The sequence below is a fragment of the Fictibacillus sp. b24 genome (assembly GCF_030348825.1).
Taxonomy (GTDB): Bacteria; Bacillota; Bacilli; order Bacillales; family Fictibacillaceae; genus Fictibacillus.
In genome coordinates, this window is the sequence record NZ_JAUCES010000005.1 from 2,279,580 (window position 1) to 2,296,106 (window position 16,527).

Genomic DNA, 16,527 nt, shown 5'->3' on the forward strand with positions numbered 1-16,527 from the left:
TACGAAAGAAAAACAAATATGCATCGTTTTGACAATGATTGCATCTTTAGCGCTTTCATAATATCATTAAGAAGTGATTATTATTTCTTTATTGAATTCCTAGGAGGTTTCACAATGAAATTTGAAGAAAGCGGCTTAAACGGGAAGGTTATTGAATTCTCACTTTTAGAACATGTGATGGATAGCCATGGAATGATCCGTGCTGGCCAATGGGATTATGACCGAATTACATACGATTACAAATTTGAAGATATGACAAATGGTGATGTTTATTATTTCCGATTCCCATGTCATGTTATTGAAGCAGAAACAGAAACACCTCACGCAAAGGTTGAACTTGGTACACCATATTTAGGAAAACACTATTATCCACATGGTGTTGAATATGACGAAGAATTTCCTAAGCACGTTGTAAAACAATGCAACAAATTAATTGAAGCGCTGCATAGCGAATTGCACGTATAAAAAAATCCCTCAGCGATGAGGGATTTTTTCTATTCTGCTGCGCGATTGGTAGGATGAGAGGAGTACCCTTCAAAAAGACGGCCACCATATGGAGCGATTACTTCATCAACAAATTGGATAACTCCTGTTTTCGAACGACTTGAATAATAATCATCAAATACAAAAGCAAATTGTTCAGCAAATGTTTCATTGAATTCTTTTAAAGCTCTAAGAATCCATTTCCCTTCGCCAATCCAATGTCCGTTAACACGCAATACAAATTCATGTGTGCGGTCTGCAAGCTTGGAAACGATAAATAAATCTTCAAGAGCATTTGTTGAGCCTTCTAGGTCGTTCAGAAGATCTGTCAAATGATAGCGCGCTTGTTCGATCTCAACCGTTTTCCACGGAGTAGGTCCTGCTTTTAATAATTGAAGTGCTTCATTTTTAATTCGTGAAGCTTGTCCTTTATCACATAAAATAATACCTTCTGCACACATTTGCGGAAGAGATGGTCTTGCTCGATCTATATTTTGTTTAAAGTAGTTTTTGTATGTAAACATATTATGAACGAAAACTTCTATCGGCCAATCATACTCTGTAAGTGATTCACGATATGATTCACCTACCGAACTATCAATAATAATAATATCTAAATCTGAGCTTTCCGTTTCTTCTCCTCTAACAACACTTCCAGCCAAATAGGCGACTTCACAGTTCGGATAGTGAGACTCTATAAATTTTTTGGCTGCTTGTCTGGCGCTGATTCTCATATTTTCTCTTCCCCTTCTTTACTTGGCTTTCTATTTATTATTCTACATGAACAGTGTTTTTTCTTTTTTTTCAGAAGACTGATTTGCAAATTTTGTTGGTCTGAAAGAGTTGATTTCCGTTTCAGGCGCTCGCTTTCCGCGGGGCAATCGGTGAGCCCCTTGCCGCTTTGCGCCATTAAGGGTCTCACCTGACCGCTTGTCCCGCAGGAGTCTCGCACCCTACACTCCAATCAACTAATCCATGAAGAGAAAGAACAAACTTACCCAAAAGCATCAATCTTTTAGAAAAGACCTTAAAAAAATAACCAGCAAGCGCTGGTTATTTCAATTCAGGATTCAATCGGTTGTTTTGTCTTTTTATCATATCTAAGTCAGCTTTATCACGAATACGTTCCTTTTTAACCCATCTAAAAAAGATGAGACCAAGAACAAAAGCATATACTACTTCTTGGAAGATTTTCATCGTAACACCGCCTACATGCTGATCTTCCTTAGGAGTCATCGTAGCATATAACTGTGGAACGTTTCTGTACGTTTCATATAGCTGAAAATCAGCAAACATGATGAGAGCACATGCAGGTGTCATTAATACACCATTGGCAAACACATAACCAATTTTTTTAATGTCCGACAAAGAATCAAGATCTTTTACCGGACAAAGTACTGGCCACCACATCGTAAATGCAGTTAAAAGCAGTAATGCATGATAAACATAATGGATCACTGGGTTTGAAACAGCCGCATCGAACACTAGTGGTATATGATACAAAGAAAATACGGTATTAAAAACGAGTAACGCAATTAGAGGTTTTGTTAGAAAATGAAAAATACGAGTTAAAAAAGATTCCTTACTCAACCAGCTGCTCCATCTTACTTCGGGAACCGAAAGAATTATGAGTGGAGCAATCATTAAATATAGTACAGCCATCTGTACCATATGTACACTAAATAAGTAATTGTGCCCTAATACCTGAACAGGTGTACCTTTAATAATAATCATTAATACTAATGCAGCTGTCATAGCTGCTTTTTGCCATCCAGATGCTAAGTTCTCCCCGTTTTTCCCTCGTATGATCCATCGGAAGTAAACTAAAGCAAGAACAATTGCCAAAACATATATAAAAGGCGGATATAGTTCGTACCAGCTATAATCGCTCAAACTAGTATGATGAACATGGTGATTATGGTGCATGTCTGTCATCTCCTTTAAGAAAGTACCCGATACTACTATACCAGTCTTTTGGGTACTTGTAATGGAATAATAGTGACAATTCGTAATTTTGTAACATGTAAAAAGGGCTGCATACGAGTATGCAGCCCTTCTTTCTTACGATGTCCAAATTAGTCCCATTAAGGATGCTACTGTAATAGCTGCAACGAGTATTCCACTCGCCATCCCCCAGATTGGGAAGTCATGTCCTTTGTGGCTTAAGTGCATCCAAACATATAGCTGGAAGAAAACTTGAACAACTGCCAGTGTAAGAATAAACAATACAGCAAACGAATCGCTGATTTTGTCACTCCAGATCGCAAAAAACGCAACGATCGTTAAAAGAATCATCATGATAAAAGAAACGTTATGATGCTTACGCTCCTCTTTCAAGGCAAGTTTACGCTGAATCTCCTCGTGACGATGAACGGTAGTTTCAGGGTTCTGTTGGTGATTAGCCATGAGTTTAACCTACCTTTCCCATTAGATAAACAACTGTAAAGATGAATACCCATACAACATCGACAAAGTGCCAATATAAAGCAAACAAGTAATACTTAGGTGCATTAGATAAGGTAATGCCTCTGTTCCAGTTTCTCGCTAGCAATGTTGTGATCCAAAGTATCCCAAATAATACGTGGGCTCCGTGGAAACCAACTAGTGTATAGAAAGCAGAACCGAATGCAGAGCTAGTAAATGTATGCCCTTCATGAACATAATGTATGAATTCATAAATTTCTAAACCTAGGAATCCAAGACCTAATAATAATGTTACGAGGAACCAGCCTTGCAAAGAACGTACTTTGTTTTGTTTTAATGAAAGTACTGCATACACACTCGTTAGTGAGCTTGTTAGTAGCAGCATCGTAGCTAAAAATACTAATGGCAGTGAGAATAATTCTGCCCCAGATGGACCATCTAAATGCATATTTCTTAGACCAAGATATGTTCCGAAAAGTGTTGCGAATAGAACAGTCTCTCCACCAAGGAACAGCCAGAATCCTAAAAACTTATTTTTACCTTCAAGGGTAGCTTTTTCAGGATGAGCAGGGAAATTAGCATCTGTTAAACGTTCTCCAGCATTCATTAAGCTCTACCCCCTTTAATGTCTGCTTCAACTTCTTCTTTATGAATATGGTAACCATGATCATCAATAATTGAACGCAGGAACATCGTAATCAATACAAGTCCTAAACCAGCACCTGCTACGATCCAGTTCGCATAGATGAAGCCAAATCCAGAAATGAACATGCCTAGAGATAAAATAAACGGAAGAATTGAACCGTTCGGCATGTGAATTTCTCCTACAGGTTCTGCAGGTGTCATTTCTCCATTACCAGCTGTTTTCTCAACATACAAAGCATCAAGACCACGAACAAGTGGCGTTTGTGCAAAGTTGTATTCTGGTGTTGGAACTGGCATAGCCCACTCTAACGTACGGCCATCCCAAGGATCTTTCGTTGTTGCATATTTAGATGATGCTGAAATAATGATGTTGATTAAAAGTACAATTGTTCCAGCACCCATTAGAATGGCACCGATCGTACTTACAAAGTTTGCTCCGTCAAGTTCTTGTCCAGACATATATGTATAAACACGTCTAGGCATACCCATTAGTCCTAACCAGTGCTGCGGGAAGAACGTTAAGTGGAACCCGATAAAGAACAGCCAGAAATTCCATTTTCCAAGTGTTTCATTTAAAACTCGGTTAAACATTCTTGGGTACCAATAGTATAACCCTGAGAATAAACCTAAAATCAGACCACCTACGATTACATAGTGGAAGTGAGCTACTACAAAGTAACTATCGTGGTACTGATAGTCAGCCGCAGGAACAGAAAGCATAACCCCGGTTACCCCACCCATTACAAAAGTTGGTACGAATCCTACTGCAAAAAGCATTGCTGTTGAAAAGCGGATTTGTCCGCCCCACATCGTGAAGATCCAGTTAAAGATCTTTACGCCAGTCGGTATTGCGATTGCCATTGTTGCTACGGCAAAAATAGAGTTTGCTACAGGTCCTAAACCAACTGTAAACATGTGGTGAACCCAAACCATGAACCCTAAGAATCCGATTAGAACTGTCGCAAATACCATCGCGCTGTAACCGAACAAGCGCTTATTTGAGAATGTAGAAATAACTTCAGAGATAATACCAAAAGCAGGTAGAATCAAGATATAAACTTCAGGGTGACCAAAGATCCAGAAAATGTGTTCCCAGATTAAAATGTTACCACCCATATCTGGATTAAAGAAATTAGCATCAAATACACGTTCAAACATTAGAAGGAAGAATCCAACTGTAAGTGCAGGGAATGCGAATAAGATAAGTCCAGATGTAACAAATGAAGCCCAAGTGAACAATGGCATACGCATAAACGTCATACCTGGTGCACGCATGTTAATGATCGTTACAAGGAAGTTAATCCCCCCTGCAAGTGTACCTGCCCCAGCGATCTGAAGACCAAGTACATAGAAATCTACCCCAGTATCTTCAGCTACGGTTGATAGAGGTGCATAAGCTGTCCATCCAGCTTCTGGTGCTCCACCTAAGAACCAGCTAAGGTTTAATAGAACTCCACCGAAGAAGAATAACCAAAAACCGACTGCGTTTACGTATGGAAACGCTACGTCACGAGCTCCTAATTGTAATGGAACAATTGCGTTCATGAATCCGAAGATGATCGGCATGGCTGCCAAGAAAATCATCGTCGTTCCATGCATCGTTAATAATTGATTATAAAGTTCACCAGTAAATATCTTGCTGTCTGGTTCCATTAATTGAATACGCATTAAAACAGCTTCAAGTCCTCCGATTAAGAAGAAGAACCCGCCTGCTAAAAGATACAAAATACCGATCTTTTTATGGTCAACGGTAGTGAGCCAATCCATTAACCCACTTCTCTTTTTGTGACTTTCGTGAGTTGCCACGGTGTAACCTCCTTTTTTGCAATGCTTAAGACTATTTCAATTTAAGACCTAACAAGTAATCTGCAACTGCATCAATTTCCTCATCAGAAAGGTTAACCTTAGGCATGCTGTTGCCTGGTTTTACTTCTTGAGGATCCTTGATCCATTCTTTCAGATTATCTTTGTCATGTTCTAAGATCCCTGCAATACGGTCTTTATCCCCGAAACCAGTTAAGCTAGGGCCTGTATTACCACCGTTTTGTCCAACAGCGTGACAAGATAAACAGTTCTTTTCAAAGACTTGTTGTCCGTTAGCATTAGCAGAAGATTTGTCGTCAGCCGCTTTAAAGCCCGCAACCCAATTCTTATAGTCTTCTTTTGAAACTACTCTTACTTTAAAATCCATTAATGCATGAGATGCACCACAAAGCTCAGCACATTTCCCTTTATACACAACATCTGTCTTGCTTCCAGTTTCAAACCACATATAGTTCTTGTTCTTGTCTCCAGGGTTTGTATCTGTTTTTCCAGCAAGTGAAGGAATCCAGAAAGAGTGAATAACATCAGCAGATGATAATTCAACATGTACTCTTGTATCTGCAGGCAATACTAACTCCTGAGATGTAATAAGTTCTTCTTTCGGATACTCAAACTCCCACCAATATTGGTGTCCAGTAACTTTAATGCTTAACTCATTCTTTGACGCTGGTTTAGCATCTGCAGAGAATTCAAACGTTCTCATTACAGTTGGAACAGCTAGGATGATAAGCAAAAGAATCGGAATAACTGTCCATAATAATTCAAGCATGTGGTTACCTTCCACTTGCTTAGGTGTTGAGTTATCACCTTTTTTCTTTCTAAACTTCAATAATACGAATGCATAAAGAACGAAAACTACCACTAGCACCAGAATCATAATACTAATAGATATCAGCATCAGCTGGAACTGTTTGTCAGCAACTTCACCTTGCGGAATTAAAGCCGATAGAGTCGGATCTCCGCACCCCATCAAAAGAAGAGCCAACATGGCAAATAAGGAAAGAAAACGCCCTTTTTGTAGCCATTTTTTCATCACTACATATACCCCACTTTCTCGTTGTAGTCTGTTTTGACTGAATGTTCTTTCTATTCACTTCAAATAAATATTTATTTGAATGGAAATAGCTAAATAGCTTTTATGAAAGCCCTTTTATGTAAAGGCAATTACAGGAACAGCACAATTAAGGCGCTGTTCCGGTAAGGATTTCTATATGTTTACTAGAATCATGGCTACAAACATAATGGTCATGTAGTTCAAAGAATACACGAACATCATGCGAGCCCACTTAATATCATCTTTTGTCTTTAACCCAGAAAGAGCTAAGATTAGCCAGCCCGTTCCTAACACGGCAGCCAAGATTAAATAGACAACACCAAAGTCAAACAGGTAAAGAGACACTGGCAGCAAAGCCGCCACATACCAGATCATCTGACGTTTAGTAAGTGCAAAACCGGATACTACCGGAAGCATAGGAATACCAGCATTTCTATAATCCTCGCAGCGCTTCATAGCAAGAGCTAAGAAGTGAGGCGGCTGCCATAAGAACATGATTAAAAATAAGATCCAAGCAACCCAGTGCAGATTAGCGTCTACTGCGGCCCAGCCGATTAACGGCGGAACTGCTCCTGATATACCTCCCACAACCGTATTAATAGAGTGGGTGCGCTTTAGCCACATCGTATATACAACAACATATACAAAGAGTCCAATCAGTCCTATTACAGCTGCGGTTAGAGTAGTCATGGCAAGCATAACTGTTCCGATTGCGGAAAGAATAATACCAACCCATAATACTTGACTCGGATTGATTCTGCCAGTCACTGTCGGACGTTCAATCGTTCTTTCCATAAGTTGATCAATATCTCTATCAATATAGTTATTTAAACAGCAGCCTCCTGCTATAACTAACGCTGCACCTAATACACAAAGAATTAAGGTAACGATGTTCTCTGAAAATAATAAATCATTATATTTTAAGGCCAAGAAAAATCCTGCAAATGTCGTGATTAGATTACTCATAACGATTCCAAGTTTTGCAATGGTCAAAAAATCTTTCCAGGTGCCTGTCGGGTTCGCTTCTGAAAGCGGTCCAGGTTCCATTACTTTGTTAGCGGCTTCATATGAAGTTGAAGTCTTGCTCAACAGATACACCTCCTTTTTTAGAGTAAAATGTTCCAAATCTTTCTTTTGTTGTTATTTAAGCCCTCATTCATTCTATATGGGCTTGACTCTAAAATCAACGGTAAAAAAATGTCTTTATCTGTTCACAATATGTAAAGTAGAACGTTTTACCTATATGATAGGATAGTGATATATAAAGAAAATGTCCTCTAACATTATAAAACAAAACAAGTGCTTTGTATACTTCGACTAATATAGACAACTTCTTATATTATTTGTACTATCGGGGTGTCTGCATTACTAGTTGAAAATATTACAAATTTGTGAACGGTTATAGGACAAAAAAAGCAGGTGAATGAATTGAAAAGAGCTTATCAAATCTATTCTATTATTACTACCTTTGGTATGCTGCTCGTTTTACTCATGGGAGCTGTTGTAACAAAAACTGATTCCGGTGATGGCTGCGGAAATTCTTGGCCACTCTGTTATGGAGAACTATTGCCAACAGCACCTAAACTTGAAACCATAATTGAAGTAAGTCACCGTTTTGTTTCTGCTTGGCTCGGAATCTTAGTTATTATACTGGCTATATGGGCTTGGAGACGAGAACCCCATAAAAAAGAAATTAAAATCCTAGCAGGTTCTGCAGTGTTCTTCATTGTCCTTCAAGGACTTTTAGGAGCAGCAGCTGTTATTTGGAGCCAGTCATCAGCCGTACTTGCTTCTCACTTTGGATTTTCACTAGTTTCGTTTGCAAGTGTGTTGCTGCTAGCGATTCTTTCATTCGAGGATCGGGACCGGCCTTTTATTGCTAAGGTATCACCAGGGTTTAAAAAGAATATCTACTGGTTATTTGTTTATTTGTACGCTGTTGTATACACAGGAGCTCTTGTAAGACATACCGGCTCGAGCATGGGCTGCGGTCCTGAGTTTCCTCTATGTAACGGTTCAGTACTCGCAGCATTAGGATCACAAGCTAGCATACATTTGATGCATAGAATCGCTGCTATCGTACTCTTCTTGTGGATTGCGATCTCTTGGTATCATGCAAGAAAGCATTACAGTGATCAAAAAGTGGTGAACAAAGGTTTTCAGTTTGCTTTGTTATTTGTCATATTGCAAGCTGTATCAGGGATTATGATTGTACTTTCAAACCTGAACTTGTTTGTAGCTTTATCACATGGTTTGATCATCTCTTTCCTGTTTGGTACGTTGAGCTATTTAGTATTAATTGTTTATCGGAAATAAAAAAAGACCAAGGTGCTTCAATTGCACCTTGGTCTTTTTATTTTTTTCTTAATTCACTTATCAAAAGGGTAATGTTGCTTATTTTGATGTTTTGCTTCAGTGGCAAGTTGGTTGGAGTGGAAGGTGCGAGACTCCTGCGGGTGCAGCGTGACAGGTGAGACACTGTAGGTGCAAAGCACCAAAGTGGCTCACCGCACGCCCCGCGGAAAGCGAGCATCCTGTAACGAAAACCAACTACTTCCAAGAGCAACATAGCTTATTTGATTAATTCGATAAGAAGATCTCCAGCCGCAATACCTTCTCCGTTTTGAACAGATATTTCTTTAACTGTTCCGTCAAATGGAGCTTGTACCGTCGTTTCCATCTTCATTGCTTCTGTGATCATAAGGTGATCACCTTTTTTTACTTTTTCCCCTTTTTCAACTAAAACTTTAATCACAGTTCCAGGCATACTTGCACCAATTTGAGAAGGGTTTGAGTGATCTACTTTTTGTTTGGCAGATACCGTTACTTTTGCACTTTCATCAATTACCACAATTTCACGTGATTGACCGTTTAGTTCAAAGTAAAGTACTCGAGATCCGTCAGTTTGAGCCTCACCGATTGAGACTAGTTTAACAATCAGCGTCTTACCTTGTTCAATTTCAACTTCAATTTCCTCCCCAAGCTTCATTCCATAGAAGAAAGTTGGAGTGTCGAGGACAGAAATATCACCAAATTGTGAATACATCTTTTCACGATCTAAGAACACTTTTGGGTATAACGCATATGCCAATACATCAAAACTTGTAACTTGACGGTTGATCTTATGAAACAAGGTTTCTTTTATATCATTAAAATCAGCAGCTTCTAAAAGCTCTCCTGGCCTCACTGTCAGAGGTTCTCTTCCTTTTAGTACAATACGCTGCAGTTCTCTTGGAAAACCTTCATACGGCTGTCCCAGGTACCCTTGAAAGAATTCTACAACAGAGTCAGGGAAATCTAGTGATTCTCCTCGATCATAAACATCATCTTCAGTTAAGTTATTTTGAACCATGTATAATGCCATATCTCCTACCACTTTTGAAGAAGGAGTAACTTTTACCACATCGCCGAACATATCATTAACTCTGCGATACATTTGTTTCACTTCATCCCAACGGTCGCCAAGGCCAACAGCTTTTGCTTGCTGCTGAAGGTTACTAAACTGTCCTCCTGGCATCTCATGTTCGTAAACTTCTGGATCGGGAGCAGGCATTCCGCTTTCAAATCCTGAATAATACTTTCTAATATCTTCCCAGTAAGAAGAAAGTTGTTTTGCATGATCAATATTTAAGTCTGGCTGTCTCTCATTACCTGCTAATGCATAATACAGAGAGTTAGCGCTTGGCTGTGATGTTTGTCCAGCCATAGAACTTACAGCAACATCCACGATATCCACGCCAGCTTCAGCAGCTTTGGCGTAAGTATAGATTCCATTCCCACTCGTGTCATGTGTATGCAGATGAATTGGAATATCGATTGATTGCTTAAGTGCAGATACTAGATCATAAGCAGCCTGTGGCTTTAATAGACCCGCCATATCTTTAATGGCTAAGATATGAGCTCCTTCTGCTTCAAGCTCTTTCGCTAGATTCACATAATAGTTTAGATCATACTTTGTTCTGCTCGGATCTAATATATCTCCTGTATAACAAATCGCCGCTTCAGCAATCTTTCCTGTTTCACGAACGGCTCTGATTGCTACTTTCATACCTTCAACCCAGTTTAGGCTGTCAAAGATACGGAAAACATCGATACCAGCCATTGCTGACTTTTTAACAAATTCTTCAACTACATTATCTGGATAGTTTTTATAGCCTACCGCATTTGATGCTCGTAAAAGCATTTGGAATAGTACATTTGGTGCTTTTTCTCTAAGTTTAATAAGGCGGTCCCACGGATCTTCATTTAGGAAGCGATAAGATACATCAAAAGTCGCTCCTCCCCACATCTCTAAAGAAAACATATCCGGCCATAATCTCGCTGTCGGTTCAGCAATGTGCAGAAGGTCATTCGTACGAACACGCGTCGCCAGCAATGATTGGTGGCCATCTCGGAAAGTCGTGTCGGTAAGTAAAAGTTTCTTTTGATCTTTTACCCAGCGTGCTACTGCTTCTGGTCCTTCAGCATCCAATAGCTGTTTAGTACCATTAGGAATCGGTTCTGAAAGTTTAAACTTTGGAATACGCGGCTTGTCAAAGAACGGTTTTTCCTGTTTTTGAAGCCCTGGGAAGCCATTGATTGTCGTAGCGCCAATATATGAAAGCATCTTCGTTCCTCTGTCCTTACGCTTTGGAAAAACAAAGAGTTCACTGCTTGTATCAATAAAGGAAGTATCATAGTCTCCAGATAAAAACTTTTGGTGTGTTACAACGTTTTCAAGGAACGCAATATTCGTTTTAATTCCACGAATACGGAATTCTTTTAAGTTTCTCAGCATTTTGGATGCCGCTTGTTCGTAAGACAAAGCCCAAGTTGAAACCTTTACGAGCAAGGAATCATAAAACGGCGTGATAATTGCGCCCTGGAATCCGTTTCCTGCATCCAAGCGCACCCCAAAACCTCCGCCAGAACGGTAAGCCATAATTTTCCCTGTATCCGGCATAAACTGATTAGATGGATCTTCTGTCGTTACACGAGATTGGATTGCATACCCATGACAATAAATATCTTCTTGCTTTGGAATTCCAATTTCTTTTCCGTGTAAGGAGAATCCTTGAGCAATCATAATTTGCGATTGTACAATATCAATCCCCGTAACCATCTCTGTAATGGTATGCTCAACCTGAACGCGGGGATTTACTTCGATAAAATAAAATTTGCCGTCTGGTGTAACAAGATACTCGACTGTTCCAGCATTGATATAACCGACATGCTCCATTAGTGAGACCGCTGATTCACAAATCTCATGACGCAGTTCGTCGGTTAAAGAAACACTTGGCGCTACTTCTACAACCTTTTGATGCCTTCTTTGTACAGAGCAATCGCGCTCATATAAATGGACAAGGTTCCCTTCATGATCTCCAAGGATTTGAACCTCAATATGTTTAGGGTTCTCAACAAATTTCTCAACATAAACTTCATCCTTGCCAAACGCTGCTTTCGCCTCCGATTTGGCACGGTCATAGCTTTCTGCTAACGAGTTCTCACTTCTGACGATGCGCATTCCGCGTCCACCGCCACCCATAGAAGCTTTAATAATGATTGGAAAACCATTTTCGTCTGCAAAATCTTTTACTTCAGACAGGCTGTTTACTGGACCATCACTTCCAGGTATAACTGGAATGTTTGCATCAATGGCAGTCTGTCTTGCTTTTACTTTATCTCCGAACATATCTAGATGTTTTTCATCTGGCCCGATAAAAACAATACCTTCTTCACGGCAGCGTTCAGCAAATTCTTTGTTTTCGGATAGAAAACCGTAACCTGGATGAATACCGTCAACACCGTTTGTTTTAGCAATTTCGATAATACCCTCAATATCAAGATAGGCATCTATTGGTTTTTTTCCTTCACCAACTAGATAAGCTTCATCCGCTTTATAGCGGTGATAAGAACCCGTATCTTCCTTTGAGTAAATAGCTACTGTTCGAATATCCAGTTCTGTACAGGCTCTGAAAATTCGGATTGCGATTTCTCCTCTGTTTGCTACTAAGACTTTGCTGATTTTTCTGCTCATACAAGTTCCTCTCCTTTTACCTTTACATAATAGCTCTTATCTTTTTATTTACTTCAGGCTGTCTGTCAGGTACTTTTTTGTTCAGATTTACTTTTGCAGATATGTTTATAAGAATCCCCATCGATGTTAGAAACAAAAGAAGGGATGAACCCCCGTAGGAAATAAACGGCAGTGGTACTCCTGTAATAGGAAGCAGCCCTACAGCGGCTCCAAGATTAACAACCGTTTGGATGCCAATCATGCCAGAAATACCGAACGCTAATAGACTTGTGTATGTATCATTACTTTGCATTCCAATCCAGAATCCTTTTAACACGATATACCCCAATAACAGAATGATTAAAAACACTCCGATAAACCCTAGTTCTTCAGCAATGATTGCGATAATAAAATCAGTATGCGGTTCAGGGAGAAAACCGTATTTTTGAACACTCTCACCTAACCCAGAGCCTGTCATTCCACCTGCAGCTATAGAAATATAGCCATTTACAAGCTGGTAACCATCACCTGCAGGATCTTTAAACGGAGCATATGCAGCGTCAAAACGGGATAACTGTTCATCACTTAATCGGAGAAATATCCCTAATCCAGCAATACCGGCTAATGCAACCATTGAGAAAATATGTTTAAACTTAATACCAGAACAGAAAAGAATAATGCCTGCAACTCCTGATACTATTATGCCTGTACCTAAATCGGGCTGTCTGAGTATCAATAGAAACATTATCGCGAAAATGGTTAAAGGCGGTATGACCCCTTTTTTAAAGTCTTGCATCTTACCTTGTTTCTTTGAATAGATCGCAGCTAAATAGATGGCTAAAGTTAATTTTATAAATTCCGCAGGCTGAATACCAATTGGACCTATGTAAAGCCAGCTTTTAGCGTTATTTACTTCTCGGCCAAACAATAATACTGCAACTAACACAAGGATTGATACTAAGACAATCGGCATCATCATCTTTTTATAGATTTGGACATTGAATCTCATCGTAAAATACATAAGCCCTAATCCAGCAAGCAAAAAGATTAGCTGTCTCGTGAAGAAAAAACTGCTGCTGTAATCATACTTATTGATTGTTACCCCTATACTCGCGCTGTAGATCATGACTAATCCAGCACTGCACAATAATAGTACGGCTACTATCAAAGAATAGTCATAGGGTCTTACTGCTTTTTTCACGTTGTTCACCTTTCTCCTCTCTGTCGAAGTCTGTATCTTTATAATTATTAGATATTGTATCACAGAAACCTTTTTTATTTCTGATTCAACTCTATAAGATCAGCTTCTTATAATGTTTCGATGGGTGAGTCTTGTTTTTGAATAGGCTGTTGTTTTTTAAATTTATTGCTTAATAGTGTTAAAAATTAATTGAAGTGTAAGGTGAGTTACCTGCCACCTAAGAAGCATCTTGGAGAAATGCAACTAGAAAAGCCGAGTTCGCAGGATTTACTTGAAGAAGCACGGTTTTTAATAGACAGTTTACTAAAGGATTGTTGCTTTTTTATTTTTTATTTTTTTCTACTTTTGACAGTTGATAGGAGTGGAAGGTGCGAGACTCCTGCGGGACAGGCGGGCAGGTGAGACACTTATACGTGAAACGTACGAATGTGGCTCACCGCCTGCCCCGCGGAAAGCGAGCACCTGGAACGGAAATCAACTACTTTCAAATCAACAATGATACGACAACAGCTTTTTATAAAATGCATATAAAAAAATCCAGTCCAAGTGTATTATCGGACTGGGTGTGTATCATTTTTTCATTGATGCATCGTGCAAAGCAGTAAGCTGCTTTTCGAGCGACTCTAATAACTTCTTGCCTGCATCTTCTTCGACCAAGTTTAAACGGACTGCAAAATCTATCTCACGGGATAAACCAAACATTTGCGTATCCAATACTTCCTCATAGAGGGGACATTGTGGCATTGTTAAGTTTTCCATTTGAACTTCAATTAGTTTCAGGATTTTATCTGCATCTGCTTTTAAGAGTTCAAATGCCCTTTCCCGATGTCCAGTTGCCATCTCAGCTGACAATGATCATCCCTCCGTTCGCCACGATTTCTACCTTTAAATATAAAGGTTTGCATAAAAAAAATCAACATATTACAGTATTCATATAATCGTGCTATGCTTTTAATAGCGTTTTCAATTTTCAAGGAGGTTTTTATGGAATTCATCGTTGCCCTAAAAGGGAAAGTAAACTATCCCCTTACATTAGATCCAAGTGTTTGGATTTTTGATGATAGAAAAGAGGATTTAAACACATTATTTGAATCAGATAAATCAACGGAAAGTGAACAGGAAAAATATTTAAAAGAGGTTTCTGCTCATTGGGATAGAGAGTTACAAGAAGGTGCCATCCCACCTTCTGAACAAGAAAAAAAGAAACCGAAAACCACGTTAAAAGAAACGCTTTTGACAGGATCTTTCGCTATGTCTCTCTCATATTTTATCTATAATGCACAACCGAACCCTGACGCAGAGAAAGTTATCATTGAGTCAGGGGACGGTAACGTTGAAATCACACTTAAGGAAGCACAAAACGGATATTTTGCTTTTTCAAATAACGGTAAGCCGTTAAAAGAAGATGGACCGGTACATTTTTATTTTGCCGATGGACGAAACAAAGAAAATCCCATCAAGTATATTTCTGCCATCACAATTTTATAAATCGGAAAATTTGACAGCTCATTCACGGGCTGTTTTCTTTTTTATAGCAAATCAGCTGCAATCTGAGCAAGCGACGAACGCTCACCCTTTTCTAAACGAACATGTCCGCTTAGCGCTTGATCTTTAAACTTTTCCACGACATATGTTAATCCATTGGTAAACTCATCAAGATAAGGATGGTCGATCTGCTGCGGATCACCGAGCAAAACGATCTTACTGCCTTCACCCACCCTCGTCAAAATCGTTTTCACTTCATGTTTGGTTAAATTTTGTGCTTCATCAATAATAATAAATTGATCTGGCAAACTTCTGCCGCGAATATAAGTGAGCGCTTCAACATGAATAGAGCCTATACCTGCAAGGATCTTCTCCAATTCTCCAGACTTTTTTGTGTTAAATAAATATTCTAAGTTATCATACACCGGCTGCATCCAAGGCTTTAACTTTTCTTCTTTTTCTCCTGGAAGATAACCGATATCTTTCCCAACAGGTACGATAGGACGGGCGATAAACAACTTAATATAGTCTTTTAAATCCTCAGTCTGAAGAAGTGCCGCAGCAAGCGTGATCAGCGTTTTTCCGGTACCCGCTTTTCCGATGAGCGTAACAAGAGGCAAATCTTTTCGAAGAAGCAACTCGAACGCCATTTTCTGCTGAACATTTCTTGCTCGTATTCCCCAGATCTGCTCAGAATCATATCTCAATGGTTTTAGTGTTTTACCATTTTCATCAACTTTTCCTAATGCAGAAACGGAAGACCTGAAAACGTCTTTTAAAATGACGAATTGGTGTGGGTGAAATGAATGTCCTGAGAGTTCAATCAGCTGAAGCTCATTTTTTTCATAAAACTTATTCAGAAGGTCGCCTTGCACATAAATTTCTTTATAGCCCGTATACGTCTGATCATTCTTATCGATTACTCTGTCGCTTAAAAAGTCTTCTGCTTCTATTCCTAGAGCATCAGCTTTTACTCGGACAAGAACATCTTTCGAGACCAAAATGACTTTTATACCGCTCTTTTTCTCCTCTTCTTCTTGTTTTAAATTCAATGTAACAGCTAATATCCGATTATCGTTTGTAGGTTCCACAAAAGTTTCCTGAAGTCTTTTAAATGATTTATGGTTGAGCTCTACTCGAAGTGTACCGCCATTCTCAAGTGGAACTCCTTTATGCAGCTGGCCGTTTTGTCTCACACGATCAATTAAACGTGATACTTCGCGAGCATTTCTTCCAATTTCGTCCATGTAACGTTTTTTTGAATCCACTTCTTCTAAAACAACTGCAGGAATGATCACTTCACTATCTCCAAAGGATTGTATTGAATAAGGATCCTGCAACAGCACGTTCGTATCAAGGACGTATCGTTTATTCAACATTTAGCCTCCTGACTTAATGTAGTTCTATTCATTTAGC

Annotated in this window: 16 protein-coding genes; 4 read left to right on the plus strand and 12 right to left on the minus strand. The window is 39.2% G+C overall.

Annotated elements, in window-relative coordinates; genetic code table 11:
- Positions 1-114 precede the first annotated feature (114 nt).
- The gene (locus QUF49_RS11745) at positions 115-465 is read left to right on the plus strand and encodes a YugN family protein (RefSeq protein ID WP_289495813.1); all 351 of its coding nucleotides are present in this window, start codon (positions 115-117) and stop codon (positions 463-465) included.
- Between the two features lie 29 nt (positions 466-494).
- Here QUF49_RS11745 and QUF49_RS11750 read toward each other — a convergent pair whose 3' ends face one another.
- From QUF49_RS11750 to cyoE, 8 genes are all read right to left on the minus strand, one after another.
- The gene (locus QUF49_RS11750; RefSeq protein WP_353958304.1) at positions 495-1,217 is read right to left on the minus strand and encodes a nucleotidyltransferase domain-containing protein; all 723 of its coding nucleotides are present in this window, start codon (positions 1,215-1,217) and stop codon (positions 495-497) included.
- Complete coding sequence (locus QUF49_RS11755; protein ID WP_289495814.1) at positions 1,214-1,435, minus strand: hypothetical protein; 222 nt, start codon at positions 1,433-1,435, stop codon at positions 1,214-1,216. Before QUF49_RS11755 ends, QUF49_RS11750 begins: the two co-directional genes overlap by 4 nt.
- A 101-nt stretch (positions 1,436-1,536) precedes the next feature.
- Positions 1,537-2,409: a cytochrome c oxidase assembly protein gene (locus QUF49_RS11760; protein WP_289495815.1), complete on the minus strand. Its 873-nt coding sequence runs from the start codon at positions 2,407-2,409 to the stop codon at positions 1,537-1,539.
- Positions 2,410-2,544: 135 nt separating this feature from the next.
- A complete protein-coding gene (locus QUF49_RS11765) occupies positions 2,545-2,889 on the minus strand; it encodes a cytochrome C oxidase subunit IV family protein (RefSeq protein WP_289495816.1) in 345 nt (114 codons plus the stop codon).
- A 4-nt stretch (positions 2,890-2,893) separates the two neighbouring features.
- Positions 2,894-3,514, minus strand: coding sequence for a cytochrome c oxidase subunit 3 (locus QUF49_RS11770; protein ID WP_144700988.1), 621 nt, complete (start codon positions 3,512-3,514; stop codon positions 2,894-2,896).
- Positions 3,514-5,358 carry a cytochrome c oxidase subunit I gene (ctaD, locus tag QUF49_RS11775; protein WP_289495817.1) on the minus strand — a complete coding sequence of 615 codons (1,845 nt, stop codon included), beginning with the start codon at positions 5,356-5,358 and terminating at the stop codon, positions 3,514-3,516. The genes QUF49_RS11770 and ctaD overlap by 1 nt, the downstream gene beginning before the upstream one ends.
- Positions 5,359-5,389: 31 nt before the next feature.
- On the minus strand, positions 5,390-6,409 hold the full coding sequence (coxB, locus tag QUF49_RS11780; RefSeq protein ID WP_289497640.1) for a cytochrome c oxidase subunit II: 1,020 nt from the start codon (positions 6,407-6,409) through the stop codon (positions 5,390-5,392).
- Positions 6,410-6,583: 174 nt separating this feature from the next.
- Positions 6,584-7,477: a heme o synthase gene (gene cyoE / locus QUF49_RS11785; RefSeq protein WP_289497641.1), complete on the minus strand. Its 894-nt coding sequence runs from the start codon at positions 7,475-7,477 to the stop codon at positions 6,584-6,586.
- A gap of 381 nt (positions 7,478-7,858) precedes the next feature.
- On the opposite strand from cyoE, the gene QUF49_RS11790 reads away from it, so the two are divergent.
- Positions 7,859-8,746 (plus strand): COX15/CtaA family protein, encoded by an 888-nt coding sequence (locus QUF49_RS11790; protein ID WP_289495818.1) that lies wholly within the window; start codon positions 7,859-7,861, stop codon positions 8,744-8,746.
- 256 nt (positions 8,747-9,002) lie between these two features.
- Here QUF49_RS11790 and pyc read toward each other — a convergent pair whose 3' ends face one another.
- Together pyc and ftsW are read right to left on the minus strand one after the other, a co-directional pair.
- Entirely contained in the window at positions 9,003-12,446 is a 3,444-nt protein-coding gene (gene pyc, locus QUF49_RS11795) for a pyruvate carboxylase (protein ID WP_289495819.1), read from the minus strand.
- A gap of 22 nt (positions 12,447-12,468) precedes the next feature.
- Positions 12,469-13,635: a putative lipid II flippase FtsW gene (gene ftsW, locus QUF49_RS11800; RefSeq protein WP_289495820.1), complete on the minus strand. Its 1,167-nt coding sequence runs from the start codon at positions 13,633-13,635 to the stop codon at positions 12,469-12,471.
- Positions 13,636-13,994: 359 nt separating this feature from the next.
- Between ftsW and QUF49_RS11805 the strand changes: the two genes are divergently transcribed.
- Positions 13,995-14,231, plus strand: coding sequence for a hypothetical protein (locus QUF49_RS11805; RefSeq protein WP_289495821.1), 237 nt, complete (start codon positions 13,995-13,997; stop codon positions 14,229-14,231).
- Here the strand turns inward: QUF49_RS11805 and QUF49_RS11810 are convergent.
- Positions 14,197-14,466: a YlaN family protein gene (locus tag QUF49_RS11810; protein ID WP_373869433.1), complete on the minus strand. Its 270-nt coding sequence runs from the start codon at positions 14,464-14,466 to the stop codon at positions 14,197-14,199. The genes QUF49_RS11805 and QUF49_RS11810 overlap by 35 nt on opposite strands.
- A 144-nt stretch (positions 14,467-14,610) precedes the next feature.
- Between QUF49_RS11810 and QUF49_RS11815 the strand changes: the two genes are divergently transcribed.
- Positions 14,611-15,114, plus strand: coding sequence for a peptidyl-prolyl cis-trans isomerase (locus QUF49_RS11815; protein WP_289495822.1), 504 nt, complete (start codon positions 14,611-14,613; stop codon positions 15,112-15,114).
- Positions 15,115-15,155: 41 nt separating this feature from the next.
- On the opposite strand, the gene QUF49_RS11820 is transcribed toward QUF49_RS11815, so the two are convergent.
- Positions 15,156-16,490 carry a PhoH family protein gene (locus tag QUF49_RS11820; protein ID WP_289495823.1) on the minus strand — a complete coding sequence of 445 codons (1,335 nt, stop codon included), beginning with the start codon at positions 16,488-16,490 and terminating at the stop codon, positions 15,156-15,158.
- Positions 16,491-16,527 lie beyond the last annotated feature (37 nt).

Coding starts and splice junctions, on each gene's coding strand:
- QUF49_RS11745 (WP_289495813.1), top strand. CDS start 115: ATGAAATTTGAAGAAAGCGGCTTAAACGGGAAGGTTATTGAATTCTCA.
- QUF49_RS11815 (WP_289495822.1), top strand. CDS start 14,611: ATGGAATTCATCGTTGCCCTAAAAGGGAAAGTAAACTATCCCCTTACA.
- QUF49_RS11770 (WP_144700988.1), bottom strand. CDS start 3,514: ATGAATGCTGGAGAACGTTTAACAGATGCTAATTTCCCTGCTCATCCT.
- QUF49_RS11750 (WP_353958304.1), bottom strand. CDS start 1,217: ATGAGAATCAGCGCCAGACAAGCAGCCAAAAAATTTATAGAGTCTCAC.
- QUF49_RS11765 (WP_289495816.1), bottom strand. CDS start 2,889: ATGGCTAATCACCAACAGAACCCTGAAACTACCGTTCATCGTCACGAG.
- QUF49_RS11820 (WP_289495823.1), bottom strand. CDS start 16,490: ATGTTGAATAAACGATACGTCCTTGATACGAACGTGCTGTTGCAGGAT.
- QUF49_RS11760 (WP_289495815.1), bottom strand. CDS start 2,409: ATGCACCATAATCACCATGTTCATCATACTAGTTTGAGCGATTATAGC.
- QUF49_RS11810 (WP_373869433.1), bottom strand. CDS start 14,466: ATGGCAACTGGACATCGGGAAAGGGCATTTGAACTCTTAAAAGCAGAT.
- pyc (WP_289495819.1), bottom strand. CDS start 12,446: ATGAGCAGAAAAATCAGCAAAGTCTTAGTAGCAAACAGAGGAGAAATC.
- coxB (WP_289497640.1), bottom strand. CDS start 6,409: ATGAAAAAATGGCTACAAAAAGGGCGTTTTCTTTCCTTATTTGCCATG.
- cyoE (WP_289497641.1), bottom strand. CDS start 7,477: ATGGAACCTGGACCGCTTTCAGAAGCGAACCCGACAGGCACCTGGAAA.